At 57.5% G+C, this 21560-nt stretch carries 10 protein-coding genes and 1 pseudogene; 6 read left to right on the plus strand and 5 right to left on the minus strand.

Annotated elements, in window-relative coordinates; all coding sequences use genetic code 11:
* Positions 1 to 21: 21 nt before the first annotated feature.
* Both HX884_RS19360 and HX884_RS19365 read right to left on the minus strand, forming a co-directional pair.
* Positions 22 to 897, minus strand: a complete 876-nt coding sequence (locus HX884_RS19360; protein WP_178328643.1) for a dihydrodipicolinate synthase family protein — start codon at positions 895 to 897, stop codon at positions 22 to 24.
* Between the two features lie 11 nt (positions 898 to 908).
* On the minus strand, positions 909 to 1595 hold the full coding sequence (locus tag HX884_RS19365; protein ID WP_178328644.1) for a B3/4 domain-containing protein: 687 nt from the start codon (positions 1593 to 1595) through the stop codon (positions 909 to 911).
* 42 nt (positions 1596 to 1637) lie between these two features.
* Here HX884_RS19365 and HX884_RS19370 point away from each other — a divergent pair, with 42 nt between their 5' ends.
* The gene (locus HX884_RS19370; RefSeq protein WP_058680996.1) at positions 1638 to 2240 is read left to right on the plus strand and encodes a helix-turn-helix domain-containing protein; all 603 of its coding nucleotides are present in this window, start codon (positions 1638 to 1640) and stop codon (positions 2238 to 2240) included.
* A gap of 75 nt (positions 2241 to 2315) precedes the next feature.
* Here HX884_RS19370 and ygjG read toward each other — a convergent pair whose 3' ends face one another.
* Positions 2316 to 3695, minus strand: coding sequence for a putrescine aminotransferase (gene ygjG / locus HX884_RS19375; protein ID WP_013098827.1), 1380 nt, complete (start codon positions 3693 to 3695; stop codon positions 2316 to 2318).
* Positions 3696 to 4129: 434 nt separating this feature from the next.
* On the opposite strand from ygjG, the gene HX884_RS19380 reads away from it, so the two are divergent.
* Positions 4130 to 5650 carry a PAS domain-containing methyl-accepting chemotaxis protein gene (locus HX884_RS19380; protein ID WP_178328645.1) on the plus strand — a complete coding sequence of 507 codons (1521 nt, stop codon included), beginning with the start codon at positions 4130 to 4132 and terminating at the stop codon, positions 5648 to 5650.
* 336 nt (positions 5651 to 5986) lie between these two features.
* Complete coding sequence (locus HX884_RS19385) at positions 5987 to 7546, plus strand: methyl-accepting chemotaxis protein (RefSeq protein ID WP_013098825.1); 1560 nt, start codon at positions 5987 to 5989, stop codon at positions 7544 to 7546.
* Here the strand turns inward: HX884_RS19385 and HX884_RS19390 are convergent.
* A complete protein-coding gene (locus HX884_RS19390; RefSeq protein ID WP_013098824.1) occupies positions 7543 to 8037 on the minus strand; it encodes a PadR family transcriptional regulator in 495 nt (164 codons plus the stop codon). The genes HX884_RS19385 and HX884_RS19390 overlap by 4 nt on opposite strands.
* 146 nt (positions 8038 to 8183) lie before the next feature.
* On the opposite strand from HX884_RS19390, the gene HX884_RS19395 reads away from it, so the two are divergent.
* Positions 8184 to 8948 (plus strand): siderophore-interacting protein, encoded by a 765-nt coding sequence (locus tag HX884_RS19395; protein WP_023619984.1) that lies wholly within the window; start codon positions 8184 to 8186, stop codon positions 8946 to 8948.
* Here the strand turns inward: HX884_RS19395 and HX884_RS19400 are convergent, their stop codons facing one another.
* The gene (locus tag HX884_RS19400; RefSeq protein ID WP_013098822.1) at positions 8949 to 10118 is read right to left on the minus strand and encodes a DNA repair ATPase; all 1170 of its coding nucleotides are present in this window, start codon (positions 10116 to 10118) and stop codon (positions 8949 to 8951) included.
* Between the two features lie 260 nt (positions 10119 to 10378).
* Between HX884_RS19400 and HX884_RS19405 the strand changes: the two are divergent.
* Both HX884_RS19405 and HX884_RS19410 read left to right on the plus strand, forming a co-directional pair.
* A pseudogene (locus HX884_RS19405) lies at positions 10379 to 12053 on the plus strand (ShlB/FhaC/HecB family hemolysin secretion/activation protein).
* 9 nt (positions 12054 to 12062) lie between these two features.
* Complete coding sequence (locus tag HX884_RS19410) at positions 12063 to 21539, plus strand: hemagglutinin repeat-containing protein (protein ID WP_375138603.1); 9477 nt, start codon at positions 12063 to 12065, stop codon at positions 21537 to 21539.
* The last annotated feature ends 21 nt before the right edge of the window (positions 21540 to 21560 follow it).

Raw genomic sequence — 21560 nt, forward strand, 5'->3', positions numbered from 1 at the left:
TGCGTGATCTGATCCTTCAACTCAGCAAAAGTTCGATTTATTCAACAAAGTCGCAAGTTCCAATTCCGCAAGGATCGCTGAAAGCGCCTCGCGCGGCTCTCCCTGAATTGCCTGCAACGGGAACGGCAAGCCGGGTGTTGCCACTTTTCCCCTCATTTCCGCCGCTGCCGCGATGACCCTTACGCTACCGTAACGACGGAACAGATCCCATAGCGGCTCTAACCGTTCTGACTCTGTACTTTTCCCCGAACGCGCTATCGCCAGCGCCGCTTTTGGGAACAACCCCGCGAGAACCGAATACCAGACGTCAAACCCGGCCTGCAAGGCTGAGGCTGCCCGCCAGTCACCGGCGATACCCAGTGTGACCGTATCAGGAAGCCGGGCACGTACCTGCGACAGGTCCTCCGGCACGCGGCCAAGCTTGATGGAGCCCACATTTGGCAGAGACGCGACGGCAAACAGCAATTCATCGCTAAACGCAAAACCGGTCGTGGCAGGGTTATCGTAAATGCACAGCGGTACGGAGAGCTGGCGGGTCACCGTTTCATAGAGCTTAAATACTTCCTCATCCGTTAATCGCTGGTACGACACGGGTGCCATCAGCACGCCGGAGACCCCGGCCGTTTGCGCGTCGTCAGCCAGACGCAGAATATCGTCCAGCCGCATTGCGCCGATGCTGACGATAACCGGTATGTTACCGGCATGTTCCACCGCACAGCGTGTCACCCGGGCACGCTCTTCAACGGTCAGATAGGCATAGCTCCCGGTCGAGCCAAGAATGCCCAGTGAATCCACGCCTGCCTCAACCACAGGAGAGAGCAGATGCGTAAAGGCCTGCTCATCAAACGTGCCGTTTTTCAGGGGCGTTAACGGAAATGCGCTGACTCCACGAAACATTTTTTATCCTCTTACAGGGTCAGTAACTGCCTGTGCACCACTGCACCCGGCATCAGACGTTGCAGGTTATCAATCAGATCCGCTCCGGCTTCTTCCAGTGCCGTAAGCGGCATTGACGGCAGACTTTCCAGAATAAACCACATGGTTTGCGCCTGACTGTCAAGACGCGTCCGTATACCCTGGCGCCAGTTCCAGCGACGGCAGGTAACACCGAGGTCGTCGCGCCAGATAACCTCGCCCGGCTCCGGGTATTCCACCACCGGCTGCCCCTCTTTGAAGGTATCAAACGGCTCGCTGCCGTCCGCCAGCGTCAGGCGCGGCGCGCCTGAATAAGTCGCAAGATTTTCTCCACCAACCGGGATGGCGTAGCGAATGCTCACCGCGTTGTAGATATCCACCACCGGATCGAGCGGTGGCAGCGAGCCGTCTTTTAAGACCCGCTTACGTAAGGCGGATGCCGAGCAGGGCGTACGTTTCGGTTTTGCGCCGAAGGCCTTAAATACCTCATCCCAGCCGGAAAGGTGCGCGTCAGCCCACGGCACATCATCATTAAGCATCTGCTGGCAGGCTTGCATGAGCACGGCCGGAGCGACTTCCGGGTGGGTAACCGGCGCAGCTTCCACCAGAATGCTCAGCGCCCGAAAGCCCGGGGCAATTGCGGCAAGGCGCGGGTCTATTGACGGCGTAACGAGAGACATAAATAATCCTGTATTGACTGTTTTATACCATGGTAGTGACCAATGACTGGAAAAGTCAATATAATGACTGAACAGGGTGCCGATATCGCCCAGGTAAGCCTGGCCGTAGCGAACCGCATACGCAACTGGCGTAAAGAGAAAAAACTGTCGCTGGATGAACTCTCGCGGCGTGCCAGCGTCAGCAAAGGCATGCTGGTGGAGATCGAAAAGGGCGCAGCCAACCCCAGCATCGCCATTTTGTGCAAGCTGGCTGCCGCGCTCGGTATCTCAGTGGCGGATATCGTTAACGTCTCCAGCGAGCCGCTGGTGCACGTTATCGAAGAAGCCGCGATCCCGGTGCTGTGGCAGGGGGAAAAGGGCGGACGCGCCAGACTGCTGGCAGGAACCGCGGGCCCGGATATGATTGAGCTATGGCAGTGGGAGATGCAGCCGGGAGAGCGTTTTACCTCTTCGGGGCATCCGGCGGGCACCTTTGAGCTGCTGCACGTGAACGAAGGCATATTAACCCTGACGGTGGACGAGACGGTTACGCAGGTTGCTGCCGGGGCATCGGCGGTGGCGAAAACGGAAGCCGCGCACGGCTATGCCAATGAGGGAAAAAAGGTGCTGCGCTTTACCATGACGGTGGCGGAGTTTCACCGATAAAAAGCAGCCCGGTGGCGCTACGCTTACCGGGCTGGTGTAGTAGGCCGGGTAAGCGCAGCGCCACCCGGCGTTTTTTTACGCCTCTTCCACACTCACGCGCAGTGCCGCCAGCGCTTTACGTGCCGCCTTCAGCACCTGCTCACACTGCTCAATGGTCAGCGTCAGCGGTGGCTCAATGCGGATGGTTTTGGAATTGTTGAGTGTGCCGGCCACCAGCACCCGCTGGCGGAACATCTCGCTCGCGAAGCTATAGCCGATTTCGTTATCAACAAACTCAATGGCCATCAGCATCCCTTTACCTCGTGCCTCCTGGATCAGATCCGGGTATTCACGTCCCAGCTGACGGAAACCGTCCAGCAGCATGTCGCCTTTCTGCTCCGCCTGCGCAGGCAGGTTTTGCTCCAGCAGCACGTTAATGGTGGCCAGCGCGGCCGCACAGGCCAGCGGGTTACCGCCAAAGGTGGTGGTATGCAGGAACGGGTTGTCGAACAGCACCGAGAAGACCTCTTCGGTGGCAACCGTCGCACCAATCGGCATTACGCCGCCGCCGAGCGCTTTCGCCAGACACAAAATGTCCGGCTGAACGTTCTCATGCTCGCAGGCGAACATCTTGCCGGTACGCCCCATGCCGGTCTGCACTTCGTCGAAGATCAGCAGCGCACCAAACTCATCGCACAGCTGACGTACGGCAGGCAGATAGCCCTGTGGAGGCAGGATCACGCCGCCTTCGCCCTGAATTGGCTCCAGGATCACCGCGGCTACGTCATCGCCGGTTTTACGGCATTCGCTGAGCACGGTGCGCATGGCATTAATGTCGCCGAACGGCACGTGGCGGAAGCCCGGCAGCAGCGGCATAAACGGTTTGCGGAAGGTGGATTTGGCGGTCGCAGACAGGGCGCCCAGGGATTTACCATGGAACGCGCCGCTGGTGGCGACAAAAGTGAATTTCCCGCGCGGCGACTGGTACGCTTTGGCGAGCTTAAGCGCCGCTTCGACCGATTCCGTGCCGCTGTTGCTGAAGAAGCTGTATTTCAGTTTGCCGGGTGTTAAGGCTGCCAGCGTTTTCGCGAGCATGGCGCGAAGCGGGTCGAGCAGTTCCTGGCTATGGAGAGGTTGTTTCGCGAGTTGATTCTGTACGGCGGAAACCACTACTGGATTACGGTGCCCCACGTTGAAAATGCCAAAACCACCCAGGCAATCAATAAACTCCTGTCCCTGGGTGTCGACAAGCGTATTCAGACTTCCCGCTTGCCACTCTACGGCTCCGTAATCCCCGCCGGCGGTAACAGATTTGCGATACTCCAGAAAACCTGGATTGACGTGCTCTTTAAAGTAATCGATGACCTCTCGGTTAAGTTGTTTCATCTCCTCATGATCAAGCGTTCGCTTCTCAATGAGATTCAGTGCGTGCGCGGTACAGGCAAGAGCCGAGGCGCTGGAAGGTAACCTGTTCAAAATATGCTCCCGGGGATCGCGTATCACATGATACTGCGTTAAGTATTGCAGGGATTACGCCACTTCAGCGGACTTAACGAAAATCGGGATAAACACCAGGTTAAAATAATGTTGCGCAATATTTAATCATGCCGATGTTTTCCAGACGGGATTTAGCGGTACGGAAAACGGGGGCAGGAAGACGTGGATGGGGTCAATTGCACCAGGGGGGTGCAGGCGGTGCGACTTAAGTGGGCGTTAACAGATCATCCTTTGCAGGTAATTTCATTGTGAAAGTATTTAAAATCAATCAATTATAAAATATCACAAAAATTGCGGTTTAAGTGAAATCTGCGATCTCCATCAAGTTTAACAACTAAAGATAAATTGTTTACCGCCGAAAAAACAATAAACCACAAAATTAACATTCAAATAACCTGCAAGGGATGCTCACGATGTCCTCTCCAACCTATGTCACCCAGAATGAATATCTTCTGGACGATGACACCACCTTAATGTCTACCACAGACGTCCACAGCTATCTGACTCATGCTAACGACACCTTTGTTCAGGTGAGTGGATATCATCTTAATGAGCTGATGGGTCAGCCGCATAATCTGGTGCGCCATCCTGATATGCCTAAAGCCGCTTTTGCCGATATGTGGTACACCCTGCAACAGGGCGAGCCGTGGAGCGGAATTGTCAAAAACCGCCGTAAAAATGGCGATCACTACTGGGTGCGCGCCAACGCGGTGCCGATGGTGCGCTACGGGAAGGTCACCGGCTATATGTCGATTCGCACCAAAGCGACGGCAGAAGAGATCGCCACCGTGGAGCCACTCTATAAGGCCCTGAATGCCGGACGCTGTACCAAACGGATCCATAAAGGGCTGGTGGTGCGTCAGGGCTGGTTCGGAAAACTACCGGCAATGCCGCTGCGCTGGCGGGTACGCGGCGTGATGGCGGTGCTCTTTGGCGCGCTCGCCGCCACGCTGGTGGCAACCTCAGCTGGCTGGGTGTCGTTGGCCGCAGCAGCGATAATGATGCTGCTGGGCACGTTGTTGTTTGAACAGCAGATTGTTCGCCCGGTAGAGAACGTGGCGCGACAGGCGCTGAAGGTGGCAACCGGCGAGCGCAATAGCGTGCAGCACCTGAACCGCAGCGACGAACTGGGCCTGACCCTTCGCGCGGTGGGGCAACTGGGGCTGATGTGTCGCTGGCTAATCAATGACGTATCAAGCCAGGTGGTGAGCGTTCGCGACGGCAGCGACAAGCTGGCGCAGGGTAATGAGGATCTGAACGACCGCACGCGTCAGACCGTTGCAAACGTGCAGCAGACCGTGGCGACGATGAACCAGATGGCGGCCTCCGTTCAGAGTAACTCTGAAACCGCCACCGAGGTCGATAAGCTCTCCGTAGCCGCCAGCAGTGCGGCGACCAAAGGCGGGAACGCGATGCAGACGGTAGTCAAAACCATGGACGATATCGCCGACAGTACCCAGCGTATCGGCTCCATTACCACCCTGATCAACGATATTGCCTTCCAGACCAATATCCTCGCCCTGAATGCGGCGGTAGAAGCGGCACGAGCCGGTGAGCAGGGCAAAGGCTTTGCGGTGGTGGCAGGGGAAGTTCGCCATCTTGCCAGCCGCAGTGCTAACGCCGCCAACGATATCCGTAAGCTGATTGATGCCAGCGCCAGCAAGGTACAGTCCGGCTCCGAGCAGGTACACGCCGCAGGACGCACCATGGATGATATCGTTGAGCAGGTGAAAAACGTCACGCAGCTGATCGCGCAGATTAGCCATGCCACCTCTGAACAGGCTACCGGGCTTTCGGAGTTAACCCGCGCGGTGGCTGAACTGGACAGCATCACGCAGAAAAACGCCGATCTGGTTGAAGAGAGTGCGCAGATCTCCGCGATGGTAAAACACCGGGCCGGACGTCTTCAGGATGCAGTGACGGTTCTCCATTGAGTCTGTAATGTTCCAGAAAAGCCGTTTATTCTGCCAGGCGTAAACGGCTTTCGTCGCTTCATTTGTAATTATTCTTGCGATTTATTGTTAATTTTATATTAAATAACTAAAGAAAGTGCCTCAGTTATTTATCCCTGCCTAAGTCATTTTTCCCCGATGCTATTTCAGAAATGCCCTGTCTGGTGGTTGAGTAACGATCGATACGGCTATATTAATAGCCTCTGCCTATCCATTGTGATGGTTATGAAATAAAAAAACGATCAAAGTCATAAAGTTAGCGGTTTCGTTACCGATAACGGTGATCGTCTGAGAAATAATCACATCGATGGAGTAAATATGTTCTTACATGACGTAAAAATCGGCACGAAATTATTTCTGGCGTTTGGATTCTTTATTGTCCTGATGGTGGTGAGCGCGAGTTTGTCTTTAATGAGTCTGAACCGGGCAAACAACGGGATGCAATCCATTATTACCAGTGATTATCCAACCACGGTAAAAGCGAACCAGTTAATCGATAACTTCCAGGAATTTATTAGCACTCAGCAGCTCATGCTGCTGGATGAACAGGGAACGTACACGGCGCAGTCGCAGCAGCATCTTAAAGAGATTAGCGAGCACATCACGGTGCTCCTCGGTGAGCTGAACAACGTGCTGCAGGATCAGCAATCGCAGCAAGTGCTCGCCGAGATACGCGGCGTGCGCCAGCAGTATCTGGACTCGCGCTATCGTATTTTGCAGGCGGTGCAGAATCACGATCGCGCCGGGGCGCTTCAGGAGATGATGACCAACACCCTCAAACTGCAGCAGGCCTATAAAGCCAAAGTGCAGCAGCTGATTGCGATTCAGAACACTGAGATGCAGAACGCCGGGGTGCAGGTGGAAAGTGATTTCAGGAGCAACCGTCTGCTGCTCATCCTCATTACTCTCTTCAGCGTGGCGGCAGGCAGCCTGATTGGCTGGTTTATTGTGCGTTCCATAACCCGTCCGCTGGGCCAGGCCGTGGACTTTGCGGCGGCGATTGCGGATGGCGATCTCACCGGCAGTATCACCTCGCACGGTAAAGACGAAACCGGCCTGTTGCTGCATGCCCTGATGGAGATGAAAACGCGTCTGCTGGACATTGTGCAGCAGGTGCAGACCGGCTCGGAGAATATCTCCAGCGCCGCCGCGCAGATTGTCGCCGGGAACCAGGATCTGGCCGCGCGCACGGAAGAGCAGGCCAGCTCTGTGGAGCAGACCGCCGCCTCGATGGAGCAGATCACCGCGACGGTGAAAAACACCGCTTCGCATACCGGAGAAGCGACCAACCTGTCGGCAGATGCCGCGAAGGTGGTCAAAAACAACGGTGAGATGATGAAGCAGGTGACCAGCAAAATGCGCCTGATTAACGAGACCTCGAACCGGATGTCCGACATCATCGATCTGATCGATGCCATTGCCTTCCAGACCAATATTCTGGCGCTGAACGCGGCGGTGGAAGCGGCCCGGGCGGGCGAGCACGGTCGTGGCTTTGCGGTGGTGGCTGGTGAAGTGCGCCAGCTCGCGCAGAAGAGTGCTTCGTCAGCCAGTGAGATCCGTGAGCTGATTGAAAGCTCCACCAGCCAGACGCAGGACGGGATGAACCTGGTCGAGAAGGCGAGCGAGCTTATCAATGGCATGGTGGGCAACGTGGAAGAGATGGATGTGATCCTGCGTGAGATCCGCCAGGCCAGCCACGAGCAGACAGAGGGGATCTCGCAGATTAACAGCGCGATTGGCCTGATTGATGCCACCACCCAGCAAAACTCCGCGCTGGTGGAGGAGTCTGTTGCCGCGGCGGCCTCCCTCAACGAGCAGGCGATGCACCTGAAAGAGCTGGTACGTGTCTTCCGCGTGAGCGCGCACGCACCGGCTTAATCCAGCTGGGAGATCTCCAGCGCCGCGCGGTCGATCACGCCAACGATCTGCTTAAGCTGCGCGTCGCTGAGCGCTCCCTGATTCACCTTCAAATCTAACACCGCTTTGAAGTTATCCAGTGCCCGCTTCATCTGCGGGTTTTTGCGTAGCTGGAAACCGACCGCGCGGGCTTTGATACGCGCCTGAATCTGCTCAAGCTGTTCCTGGTTTTCCTCCAGCCACTGCTGTCCTGCCGCATTGATGGCAATGCGCTTACGCCCATTCTCTTCTTCCGTAATGGTGATAAACGCCTGATCCTGAAGATAATCCAGCGTCGGGTAAATCACGCCAGGACTCGGGGTGTAGTTCCCCTGGGTCAGGTTCTCAATCTCTTTGATCAGCTCATAACCGTGGCTCGCGTTGCGGGTCAGAATATCCAGAATCACCAGCCGCAGATCGCCGTGACCAAAAAAGCGCGGTCGACGTCCGCCGCCATCATGTTCGTGTCGCATAGTGTGCCTCGTAAATTGATATATCTAAACTATATCTAAGATATATTCAGATGCAATCTAAAAGATCTTGCATTCTTGCTGATTAGCAATCATTATCATTTAAAATCAATTTAGATATATCGTATTCACCTGAGAAGGGTCTTAACATGGCAACCACCCGCTATCCACAACGCGTGCGTAACGAACTGCGTTTTCGTGAACTGACCGTGCTCCGTGTTGAGCGCGTAAGCGCTGGTTTTCAGCGCATAGTTTTAGGCGGCGAAGCGCTGGAGGGCTTTAGCTCCCGCGGTTTCGACGATCACACCAAAGTGTTTTTCCCGGCCCCGGGAACGACGTTTGTGCCACCGGTGGTCACCGACGAGGGCATTGACTGGGGCGACGGCGTGCGCCCGCAAAGCCGGGATTACACACCGCTGTACGACGCCGCGAAGCACGAGCTGGCGCTTGATTTCTTCGTGCATGACGGTGGCGTTGCCAGCCAGTGGGCGCTAGAGGCGAAAGTGGGCGACAGGCTGACGATTGGTGGCCCGCGCGGTTCGCTGGTGGTACCGGAGGATTACGCCTGGCAGCTGTATGTGTGCGATGAGTCCGGGATGCCGGCGTTGCGTCGCCGCCTGGAAGGCATCGCCAGCTTGCCGAAACGCCCGGAAATTCACGCGGTGGTCACCGTCGGGGATGAATCATACAAGGATTATCTGGCGCACCTGAGCGCGTTCAACATCACCTGGGTGATCGGCCACAGCGAGCAGGCGGTGGCTGAGCTGCTGGCGTCGCTGAACGTTCCGGCGGAAGATTACTTTATCTGGCTGACCGGGGAAGGGAAGGTGGTTAAAAACCTGAGCCGACTGTTTGAGACTGAGGCTATCGATCAGCAGCTGGTGCGTGCCAGCGCGTACTGGCACGCGAAATAATTACGCTGCTGAATCGAGCTGCGCTTCGCTCACCTGATGTTCGAGCGAGGCGCGGACCTCGTTCAGCGCCTTTTCCTGCTGCGCGAAGTACGCTTCCATATTGCTGAGCGACGACACCAGCAGCCAGGATTCTTCTTTCTCCAGTTCTGCCAGCTCGTTCACTAAGGTGTCGATCTGCTCGCGAACCTGAGCCATTTTTTTGCGGATGCGCTCCAGATCGTTCAGCCTGTCGCTGGCCATCAGCGGCTCGAAGCCCTGCTGCAGGCGCGCCACCAGAGAACGAATGGCTTTGACGTCTCCACGCTGTTTAGCCTGGTTGAGCTGCACCATCATCGCGTTGGCTTCTTCTTTCAAATCGTCTGCCACCAGATCCGGGTGACACAGTTTGCTCGCCTGCCGCCAGAGCCGTTTCAGCTCGTCCCGATCCTCTTGTGAAAGATCTTTCCCTTTACGCAGACGCACTTCGGCATCCTGATGCTGCTCGCGGTATTTCTCGTACTCTTCGTTGGCCTCGTCACGCGCCTGACGCGCAGGCTCTTCCTCACGCGTTAAGCCGCTCTCCAGCTCCAGCGCCTCGGCAAGCAGGTTGGCAATCAGGTTACTTTGCTGCTGCAGATGCTTACGCGCCTCGGCTGCCTGTACGGAATCTGCAGGAAGTTCGCGCCAGCGCTGGGTGAGTGTTGCCAGCACCTCCACGGCCTGGGCCATGTAGCGCTGACAGCGGCGGTAGTCTTCCTCGCGACGACGCGCCTCAGCCTGCTGGCGGCGCAGGTTCAGCTCGGCCAGCGTTTTACGCAGGGCGAGGATCTGCTGCATCAGCGGGCCCAGGCGGGAGAAATAGAGATCGTTGAACTCATCAAGCTGCTGTACGCGCGCGTTACGGCGGTCAATCAGATCGCGCAGTCGTTCTTCCAGCGCTTTCAGTTCCAGTTTGCTCGCGGCGACCTGCGGATCGCGCCATGGCGTCACGGCACGCTGGCTCTGTAGCCACGCGACGATCGCGGCGATGGCCGCAGTGTAGTTTTTCTGCTCAAGCGCCACGACGATTGCCTGTAGCTCATCGTCAAACGCTTCATTTTTCAGCCGGGTTAGCTGGCTCTGAATGATGTCGTCATCTTCCAGTTCAATGGCATTTTTAATGATTTCTAGCCGTTTGATCGGTGTGCTCATGATGCCTTTCGCTTTGGCGCTTAAGTATTTGAGTTAAGGTTAGTTGTTGGAAACGCTACAGGAAATAATACACACGGATGATGATCGGCGCGATGGGGGATTTCTTTAGATTTACGCAGTGTCACCCGCTAAATTCTGAAAATGCAGCAAAATAGACCTTAAATTAAATGTGTGTATTTACACTGTTTACTTTTTGACATAAGTTGCGCGTTTTTTGACAGGCAAGTCTGAAAACGGACTTTTAGCAAGGAGTGGCAGTGATGACAGGGAAAACGTCGATACTACAGGTGCTGGCTGGCATGGCCTTGCTGGCAGGTGCTGCGCAGGCGGCCCCCCTGTCTCCGGCCGACCGTAATACTATTCAGCAGCAACAGCAGCAGCTGCTGGATGAAAACCAGCGCCAGCGTGAAGAGCTGGAGCGCAGCGTGGTATTACCGCGTCCTGTTCAGCCCGACAGTGCCGCGACTCCGCAAGGTCCCTGTTTTGTTATCTCGCGCATTGAGCTGACGGGTACCACCCTTCTTTCTCCGTTAGCCAAAGATCGCCTGGTTGCGCCGTGGGTGAACCAGTGTCTTGATATGGCGCGTCTCAACGCCCTGACCAACGCCGTCTCTGACTGGTATATCAGCCGGGGGTATATCACCAGCCGCGCATTTTTAACCGAACAGGAACTCTCTGGTGGCGTACTGCATCTCGCGGTACTGGAAGGCAAACTCCAGCAAATCCGGCTTGAAGGGGTTCCCGCCCGCACGCTGAGCATGACCTTCCCTGGCCTCGAAGGGAAAATTCTTAACCTGCGCGATATCGAACAGGGCATGGAGCAGCTTAATCGCGTGCGCCAGACGCCGGTTGAAATAGAAATTTTGCCCGGCGACAGACAGGGCTATTCAATCGTCAATCTGACGGCTTCGCCTGAATTCCCGCTCAGCGGTTCAGTGAGTTTCGATAACAGCGGGCAAAAGAGTACCGGTACCGGACAACTCAATGGCGCGCTGTACGGCAATAACCTGCTGGGGCTGGCGGATAAGTGGTTTATCAGCGGTGGGCGCAGCAGCGATTTTTTCGAACAGCCATGATGCTCAGAATTTTGCCGCCGGGGTCAGCGTGCCTTACGGCTACGGCCTGCTGGACTACAGCTACAGCTGGAGCAACTACCTCAGCACCATCGATAATAACGGCTGGCTCTGGCGTTCGACGGGCGACACCGAAACCCACCGTCTGAATGGCTCCTGGGTCCTGTTCCGCAATGGTGATATCAAAACCGGCGTGTCGGCGGGCATCACCCACCGCATCAACCATAACTATCTCGACGATGTTCTGCTGGCTACCAGCAGCCGCAAACTTTCAAGTTTCTCCCTGGGCCTTAACCACACGCAAAAAATTGCCTCCGGCGTGGCGACCCTGAACCCGACCTTCACTCAGGGTGTGCCGTGGTTTGGCGCCGAAGATGATAACGACAAGCATGGCGATGTGCCGAAAGCCGAGTTCCGCAAATGGAGCGTCAACGGCAGTTTTCAGCGCCCGGTTGCTGACGGGCTGTGGTGGTTGACCAGCGTCTATTTTCAGTGGTCGCCGGACCGGCTGTACGGCAGCGAGCGCCTGACGCTGGGGGGAGAGACCTCCGTGCGTGGCTTCAAAGAGCAGTACCTCTCCGGTGATAACGGCGGTTACTGGCGAAATGAACTTAATTATTCGCTCTTTACGCTGCCGTGGGTGGGGGATGTTGGCCTGCTGGCGGCAGTCGATGGTGGCTGGCTGAAGAAGGACGGATTTGACCGTTACGCCTCCGGCACGCTGTGGGGCGCCGCGTTTGGTCTGACGACGGCTCATCGCGGCTATTCAAGCCAGTTTACCGTTGGCACACCGATGGCGTATCCGGACTGGCTGGCACCGGATCACCTCACGATTTACTACCGCGTATCAGTGGCTTTCTAAGGGACAGGGATGATGAAACAGGATCAGGTTCGTTTTTCACAGCGCGCGCTGAGCGCGTTACTGAGCGTGCTGCTGGCAACGCAGCCGCTGTTACCCGCGGTGGCGGCATCCATCACCCCGTCCGGCAATACGCAGATGGATAAGGCGGCTAACGGCGTGCCGGTGGTGAACATCGCCACGCCGAACCAGTCCGGTATTTCCCATAACAAATACAACGACTACAACGTCGGGAAAGAGGGGCTGATCCTCAATAACGCGACCGGGCAGCTTAACCAGACCCAGCTTGGCGGGCTTATCCAGAATAACCCCAACCTGAAGGCCGGGCAGGAAGCCAAAGGCATCATCAACGAAGTCACCGGCGCTAACCGCTCAAATTTGCAGGGCTATACCGAAGTGGCCGGCAAGGCGGCGAACGTCATCGTGGCGAACCCCTACGGTATCACCTGTAACGGCTGCGGATTTATCAACACGCCGAATGTGACCCTCACCACGGGTAAACCGGTGCTTGATGCCAGCGGTAAGCTGCAATCTCTTGATGTAACCCAGGGTGCGGTCACCATTGAGGGCGCGGGCCTCAATGGCTCGCAGAGCCATGCGGTGTCGATCATCTCCCGTGCAACGGAGATCAACGCGCAACTGCATGCGAAAGATTTACGTGTCGTTGCAGGGGCGAACCGCGTAGCGGCGGATGGCAGCGTCAGTGCGTTAAAAGGTGAAGGTACAGCCCCGAAGGTCGCGGTAGACACCGGTGCGCTGGGCGGCATGTACGCTAACCGGATCCGTCTGGTTTCCAGTGAAACGGGGGTGGGCGTAAACCTGGGCAACCTAAACGCGCGACAGGGGGATATTGCGCTCAGCAGTGCGGGAAAAGTGGTGCTGAAAAACACCCTTGCCAGCGGCAGCACCACGGTCAGCGCGGCGGACGTAACGTTACGCGGGGACCATAAAGCGGGTGGCAACGTCACGGTCTCCGGCCAGACGGCGCTGACGCTTGACCAGGCTCACGTTGCCGCCGATAACAACCTTCAGTTAACAACCCGCGGCACGCTGACGCAAAACGGCGGTGCGTTCACGGCAGCAAATGACGCTACGCTTGCCGCGACCACCCTGATCCAGAGCGCAGATGCCCAGGCAAGCGCGGGTCGTCATCTTGCCGTAAATGCTGAGAAAAATGCGGCGCTTAACGGTTCTGTTGTGGCGGGGCAGCAGCTGTCGGTCAAGGGAGGCGAGCTGGTGCAGCAGGGAAATCTCAGTGCTTCCGAGATTGCCCTCAACGCGCAGACGCTGACGCAGGAGAGCCGCAGCACAACAAATGCCAGCGGGAACATCACGCTTACCACGTCTGGCCACAGCCAACTGAAAGGCAGCACAACCGCCGGGCAATCTCTCGCCGTCAGCGCGGGTAGCCTCGCGAACCATGGCGCATTAGCCGCCGTGGCGGATACCCGGATTAACACCGGTATATTCAGCAATACCGGCACCGTTCAGGGCAACAGCCTGACCGTCTCCGGGACGGATATCACCAGCTCCGGCGCGCTGAAGAGCGCCTCCACGCTGGATATCCGCGCAGACAATGCCACGCTTTCCGGTGAGACCGGTGCGAAAGGGAAAACCACCGTAACCGCGAGCGGCAATCTGAACAACAGCGGCACGCTTATCAGCGATGACACGCTCACGCTGAACGCGGCGCAGATTGTCAACAGCGGTACGCTTTCCGGTGTCCGGGGGCTCACCACCTCAGGGAAGACGTTCACCGCCAGCGCAACGTCAGTGACCCACAGCGACGGGGATGTGGCGCTGAACAACACCGATACCACGCTTGCTGGTGAAACCAGTGCCGGTGGCGCGGTTACCGTGCAGGGCCGCAGCCTCAACACCACGGCCACGGCACAGACACAGGGCAACAGCGTCGGCGTGGCCGTGCAAAACGCAAAACTTGAAGGAACTCAGGCTGCCAAAGGCAACATGACGTTGAAGGCTGACAGCAGTCTCAACCACACGGGAAAATCATCAGCTTCAGGGCTTAAGGTTGAAACCGGCCATCTCAGCAACGGTGGAACCCTGACGGCCTCCGCGCTTGCAATCGACAGCCCTGAGGTCATTAACGGTGGTCTGATCCACGCCGGACAAACGCTGTCGCTGGTTACCCGTCTGCTGGATAACCGCAGCAGCGGCGTGCTGTACAGCCCGTCGGCACTGTCACTTTCCCTCTCTGAACTGAACAACGCCGGTATTATCACCAGCGACGCGGCGCTTTCCCTCTCTGGTTCAAATCTGACCAACAGCGGCGAGCTGAGCGGTACTTCACTGGCAATTGATTACAAGACGCTGAAGAACAGTGCGGAGGGGATGCTGCTGGCTCAAGGGGCAAACCGCATCACGGCACAGTCGGTGTCCAGTGCGGGCAGCATGGTGGGCAACACCCTGACGCTGAATGCCGATCGTCTGGAAAGTGCCGGTCTGTTACAGGGCGATAGCGCATTATCACTGACCGCCGGAATCCTGAATTTACTGACAGGTTCCCGCACGCTGACGGGGGGAGCGCTCGGCCTTTCAGGTACCACGGTGGCTACCGCAGGGCAGCTCCAGGGACAGGATGTCAGTATCCGCTCCCACGACTGGACTAACCGCGGAAGTTCCCTCGCGACCGGCTCACTTGATGTTACGACCGCCGGAACACTCAGTAATACCGGCGAACTGATGAGCCAGGGCAACGGCACGCTGAATGCGGTCAATACCGTTAACAGCGGCAATATGTTGTCGGCCGGTGACCTTTCGCTTAACGGAAAGACGCTGCGCAACAGCGGTACGCTTCAGGGGAATCGCGTCACCGCGCATCAGGACACCATCACGAACAGCGGAACGCTGACCGGGATTGCCGCCCTGACGCTGGCCGCCCGCCTGGAGATGGCGGCGCCATTACTGACGCTGGTGAATGACGCGTCGGGATCGTTGCTGACCGCAGGGGAGTTGTCTGTGACAGGCGGCGATCTGCGTAACGCAGGGCAATGGCAGGGGAAACGGGTACTTATTCATGCGCAGGCGCTTACGAACGGTGGTGCGATCCAGGCAGAAAATTTACTGGATGCGCAAATCGACAGCACCCTTACCGGGACAACGGGCAGCAAAATCACCTCCAATGGAGAACTGGCGCTCTCAGCACTGACGCTGGCAAACAGCGGGCAGTGGATTGCAAAACACCTCACGCTGGGGGCCAGTACCCTGAACAACAGCGGTGAGATCACCGGCGTTGATGCGCTTTCGGTTGCCCTTACGCAACTGAATAACCAGGCCGGAGGAAAACTGCTCAGCGCAGGCGTGTTGACGCTTGATGCGGACAATGCAACGAATGCCGGGCAAATCCAGGGGAAAGCGACCACGGTTACCGCCGGGCAACTCATTAACAGCGGACGGCTTCAGGGAGAAGCGCTGACGCTGAATGCCTCGGGCGCGCTGAACAATACCGCCAGCGGTGTGCTGCTGAGCGAGAATGCGCTGACGGTATCGACAGCCACGCTGAACAATCAGGGCACGCTACAGGGCGGTGGGGAATCTTCGGTGAAGGCCACCACCCGCGTACAGAACGACGGCAAAATACTCTCCGGTGGCAAACTCACGCTGACCGCACCGGAAATGGAGAACAGCAGCAGTGGTCTGGTTCAGGCGGTGAGGTTGCTGCTGGATGTGGTGAACGCGGCAAATAGTGGGCGGATACTCGCCACTGACAACGCTGAGCTACGGGGAACGACGCTGACCAACGACGGCATGCTGCAGGGTGCAGACCTGCTGGTTAATTATCAAAAACTGAGTAACAGCGGTACGGCTCTCGGTACCCGTTCGCTTACGGTGAAGGGCGATGAGATTACCCATACCATCAGCGGTAAGTTGTTCAGCGCGGGTAACCTCACGCTCAACAGCGGCACGCTGAAAAACGCCGGGCAGATTGTGGCGCTGGGAGATGTCACGCTTCATCTGTTAAATGCGCTTGAGTTCAGTGGAACACTGGCCGCCAGCAACACCCTGTCTCTCACCGCTCAGGGGGATATCACCAATAATGGCACCCTACAGGGAAACAGCCTTGTTCTGAGCACGGGTGGAGTATTAACCAACAACGGCCAGTTCACTGCAGGTAAGGGTGACAGCACGTTCAGCGCGCAACGTATTGTGCTCAATGCAGCCGGTAGCCTCTCGGCAGGCGGCGACGTGGTATTTAACAGCCTGAGTGACATAACCGTAAATGGCTTTACCGGTACGGCTGGCAGCCTGACGATGAATGCTGTGGGCACCTTGCTCAATACCGCACTGATTTATGCCGCGAATAATATGCAGCTCTTTGCCGACCGTATTCATAACGTCTACGGCGATATTCTGGCAGGGAATAGCCTGTGGATGCAGAAAAATGCGGCGGGTGCAGCGAACAGTGAAGTGGTGAATACGTCCGGGAATATAGAGACGCAGAAGGGTGATTTGACCGTCGCAACAGGGCTGCTGAGCAATAAATGGGAGCAGTTGGATGTGGAAGTGCTGCCTGAGCAGGCGGTGACTTCGTTGCCGTGGGTAACAATGACGGAAGCGTTGATCCCAGCAGGCTGGTTACCCCGGGAGGAATATGATTGGTTTGTGACAGATTTCGGTGGCAGTGGTACTGGAGCCCCTGGTTTCAAACCGGAATCCTGGGCGACACCTTACGAAGCATACTATGAAAAAGCTTTTGCCGTTCTTGAGTCTGAAGTTCGGGTAAACGCGACGGGCAAAGCCGCCAGGATCGCCTCCGGGCGCGATCTCTTTATTACTGCGGGAGAACTTGATAATCAGGCGAGTTTTATTCTTGCGCAACGAGACGCCACGTTAAGCGGGAGCGTATTAAACAATCAGTCATGGGAATCGGGTAAGCGGATCACTTATCAGGTTTACCACTATGATGTATCCCAGACGCAGGGACGCCTGGGAAGCATGAAGCCTAACCCGGCAAAAACAGGGGATGTGCACGATACCATCCGGTACCTTGCTACTGGCGAGAGATACACTGCAACCGAGGGAACAGCAACGAGTTACCGTGCCGTTATTCAGGCAGGCGGTAATATTCACGCCACCTTCACCAACGACATCAGCAACACTCTCGTCACCGCCAACACGGATGGCTTTAGCAATACGATTGCCGCCCCTACGCTGACCCCGCTCAGCAACCAGTCCATTACCAGCGGCGAGCAGGCGCAGTCCCTTGTCGAAGCGGATGCGCAGGACATCACCACCCCGCAATGGCGTGATGCGGTGAGTGATGCCCTGAAAGATATCTCCGGCGGTTCATCACTCTCCGACCAAAACGGCAGCAGCGGTAACTATCCACTGCCGTCCGGCAACAACGGCTATTTTGTTCCATCAACCGATCCCGATAGCCCGTATCTGATTACGGTGAACCCGAAGCTCGATGACCTCGGCAACATGGACGACAGCCTGTTTAATGGACTGTATGACCTGCTTGGCATAACACCCGGCAACGCACCGCGTGAAACCAACAGCGCGTATACCGATCGGAACCAGTTCCTTGGCTCGTCCTATTTCCTGGACAGGCTCGGCCTGAACCCGGACCACGACTACCGGTTCCTCGGCGACGCGGCGTTTGATACCCGTTACGTCAGCAACGCGATTCTGAACCAGACCGGCAGCCGCTATATCAATGGCATCGGCTCCGATCTCGATCAGATGCGCTACCTGATGGACAGCGCCGCAGAGCAACAAAAAACGCTGGGGCTGAAATTCGGCGTGGCGCTCACGGTTGAGCAGGTTGCTGCACTCGATAAAAGCATGCTCTGGTGGGAATCAGCGACCATCAATGGTCAGACGGTAATGATCCCGAAAGTCTACCTGTCGCCGAAGGATGTCACCGTTCACAGCGGCAGCGTGATTAGCGGCAATAACGTCCAGCTGGCGGGCGGGAACGTCATTAACAGCGGCAGCACAATTGCGGCGCAGAATGGGCTCTCAATCGACAGCAGCAACAGCCTGGGCAACCTCAACGCCGGACTGCTGAGCGCAGGTGGCGGGCTGAACCTGAGCGCGCTGGGGGATATCAATAACATCGGATCCACCATCAGCGGCAAAACGGTAGGGCTGGAGAGCGTCGCGGGCAGCATTAACAACGTTACCCGCGCACAGCAGTGGAATGTCGATGCGGGAAATGTGCATTTCAGTGGCACCGATGTCGGCAAGACAGTCTCCATCACCGCCACCGACGGGCTGACGATGCGCGCCGGACAGGATATCAACGTGACCGGCGCAAACGTGTCGGCGGGTGGCCGCCTGGGTATGGCGGCGGGGAATGATATCAACATCACCGCCAACGAGATCGCGACCAGCGAAGGACGTGCCGGGCGCAACCGCGCGACCACGGAGACGGCGTCCGTCACGCATCAGGGCAGCACCCTGAGCGCGGGCGATGACCTCACCCTGCTGGCAGGTAACGATGTGAATGCCCGTGCGGCAGCAATAGCGGCGGAAGGCGATGTGGGCATTCAGGCCGGTCGGGATGTGAACCTGCTGGCGGAAGCGTCGATGGAACGCTCCAGCAGCCAGGCGAAGAAAAAAACCGCCATTGACGAATCTGTTCGTCAGCAGGGTACGGAGATTGCCAGCGGGGGGAATACGGTGATCCTCGCAGGGCGCGACGTAACCGCGCAGGCGGCTGACGTGACAGCGCAGGGCGATATTGGCGTGGCGGCAGGCCGCGACGTAAATCTGACGACGGCGACGGAGAGCGATTACCGCTATCGGGAACAAACTAAAACCAGTAGCGGCTTCCTGAGCAAAAAGACCACCCACACCATCGAGGAAGACAGCGCGACACGGGAGAAAGGCTCGCTGCTGAGCGGCGACAATGTGACGGTGTCGGCGGGTAACAACCTGCGGGTGTTAGGTTCTGCGGTCGCTGGCGACGGCGATGTGGCCCTTTCCGCGGGCAACAATGTGGACATCGTAGCGGCGACCAACACCGACACGGCCTGGCGCTTTAAGGAGACCAAAAAGTCCGGCCTGATGGGCACGGGCGGCATTGGCTTCACCATCGGCAGCAGCAAGTCCACCCACGATCTTCGCGAGCAGGGTACCACCCAGAGCGAGAGCTTCAGCACCGTCGGCTCGACGGGCGGCAACGTCAGCATTGCAGCGGGCAAACAGGCGCATATCGGCGGGGCAGATATCATCGCACAGAAGGATATCAGCCTGACCGGTGACAGCGTGGTGATTGAGCCAGGACATGACAAACGCACCCGCGATGAGAAATTTGAGCAGAAGAGCAGCGGGCTGACGGTGGCGCTGTCCGGGGCGGCGGGGAGCGCGGTGAACAGTGCAGTGCAGACGGCACGTGACGCGAAAGGCGAGAGCGATGACCGCCTTGCGGCGCTGAAGGCCACCAAAGCGGCACTGTCAGGCGTACAGGCATCGCAGGGTGCAGAAATGGCGCAGATTAACGGCGATCCCAACAGCGGTATCGGCGTCAGCGTTTCGCTCTCTTCGCAGAAATCGAAATCCGAGCAGCACATGCAGAGTGACACGGTTGCGGGCAGTACGCTGAATGCGGGGAATAATCTGTCCATTACCGCGACCGGAGAAGGGAAAGGAGAGAACAGCGGCAACATCCTTATCGGCGGCAGCCAGCTGAAGGCGGGCGGCGACACCGCGCTTGTCGCAGCGAACGACATTGTGCTGGGCGGTGCGGCCAGCACACAGCAGACGACAGGAAAGAACAGCAGCAGCGGTGGCGGTGCAGGCGTCAGCATTGGCGGTGGCAAGAGCGGTTACGGCATCGGCGTGTTTGCGAATGTGAATGCTTCGAAAGGCAGTGAAAAGGGCGACGGTACGGCCTGGACGGAAACGACGCTCGACAGCGGCGGGACGGTCTCCATGACCAGCGGTAGGGACGCCATTCTGAACGGCGCGCAGGTGAGTGGCGATAAAATCGTTGCGGATATTGGACGCGACCTGTGGATGAGCAGCCAGCAGGACAGTAACGATTATAAATCGACGCAGAACAGCACGGCGGCAGGCGGCAGCTTCTCGTTCGGCAGTATGACGGGGTCCGGCTACATCAGTGCCAGCCAGGACAAAATGAAGAGCACGTATGACTCGGTGCAGGAGCAGACAGGGCTCTTCGCGGGCGATGGCGGTTTTGATGTGACGGTGGGACGCCACACGCAGCTTGACGGTGCGGTGATTGCCTCGACGGCGACGGCGGACAAAAACAGTCTCGATACGGGCACGCTGGGCTTCCGGGATATCCACAACGAGGCGGATTACAAGGTCAGCCACAGCGGCGTCAGCCTGAGCGGCGGCGGTGACTTTGGCGGTGATGCATTCAAGGGCAACCTGCCGGGCGGCGTGGTATCGGCAGCGGGCAGCAGCGGTCATGCGGAGGGTACGACACAGGCGGCGGTGGGCGAGGGTAACATCACCATCCGTGATACCGAAAACCAGCAGCAGGATGTGGCCAGCCTGAGCCGGGATACAGAACACGCAAACGACAGCATCAGCCCGATATTTGACAAGGAGAAGGAGCAGAAGCGGCTTGCGCAGGTGAGTGCCATCAGCGATATCGGCGGGCAGGTGGCAGACATCGCCAGAACGCAGGGCGAGCTGAATGCGCTGAAGGAAGCGCGTAAGACGCACCCTGACCTGACGGATGAGCAACTGAAAGAGACGCCAGAGTACAGGACTCAGCAGGCGAAATACGGCACAGGCAGCGACCTGCAACGGGGTATCCAGGCGGCGACGGCTGCGCTTCAGGGGCTGGCGGGCGGAGATATCGCCGGCGCGCTGGCGGGAGCCTCGGCACCGGAGCTGGCACATCTGCTGAAATCGACGGAGGGCAATCCGGCGGTTAACACCATTGCGCACGCGATACTGGGCGGTGCGGTTGCGGCACTGCAGGGGAACAGTGCAGCGGCGGGTGCGGCCGGTGCGGCCACGGGGGAGCTGGCCGCGCGGGCAATCATGGCGGCGATGTATCCGGGTAAAGCGGCCAGCGACCTGAGCGAAGAGCAGAAGCAGACGGTCAGTGCACTGGCGACGATATCGGCCGGGATGGCTGGCGGGCTGGCCGGGGATAGTGCGGCTTCAGCAGCTGCGGGGGCGCAGGCTGGGAAGAATGCGGTTGAGAATAATTCGCTGAGTAAGAAAGGCAAGCTACCGGTCAATATCATCGATATCAATCCGATGCTGAAAATCGGGATCGAAGATGCGAATGGCGACCCGCTTAAAGGCGGTGGTGGGATTGGTAACCGGCCCGTAAATATGTCACCTAAAGGTGCAGGGAGAAACGGAGCATTCCGCGAAGCAAAGCGAGAGTCTGGCATTCCAGTAACTCAGCAGCCAGATAGAGTTACTCCTAATTATGATCGCCGAGGTAATTTACAGCCTGGCATAACTTATGAATTTGATGTTAGGAATCCAAATGGTACTGTTAGGGAAGGTGCGAACAAGTTCCTGATATGAGATCATCATATTCATCCGGAG

Source organism: Enterobacter sp. SECR19-1250 (assembly GCF_013391025.1).
GTDB classification, from domain to species: domain Bacteria; phylum Pseudomonadota; class Gammaproteobacteria; order Enterobacterales; family Enterobacteriaceae; genus Enterobacter; species Enterobacter cloacae.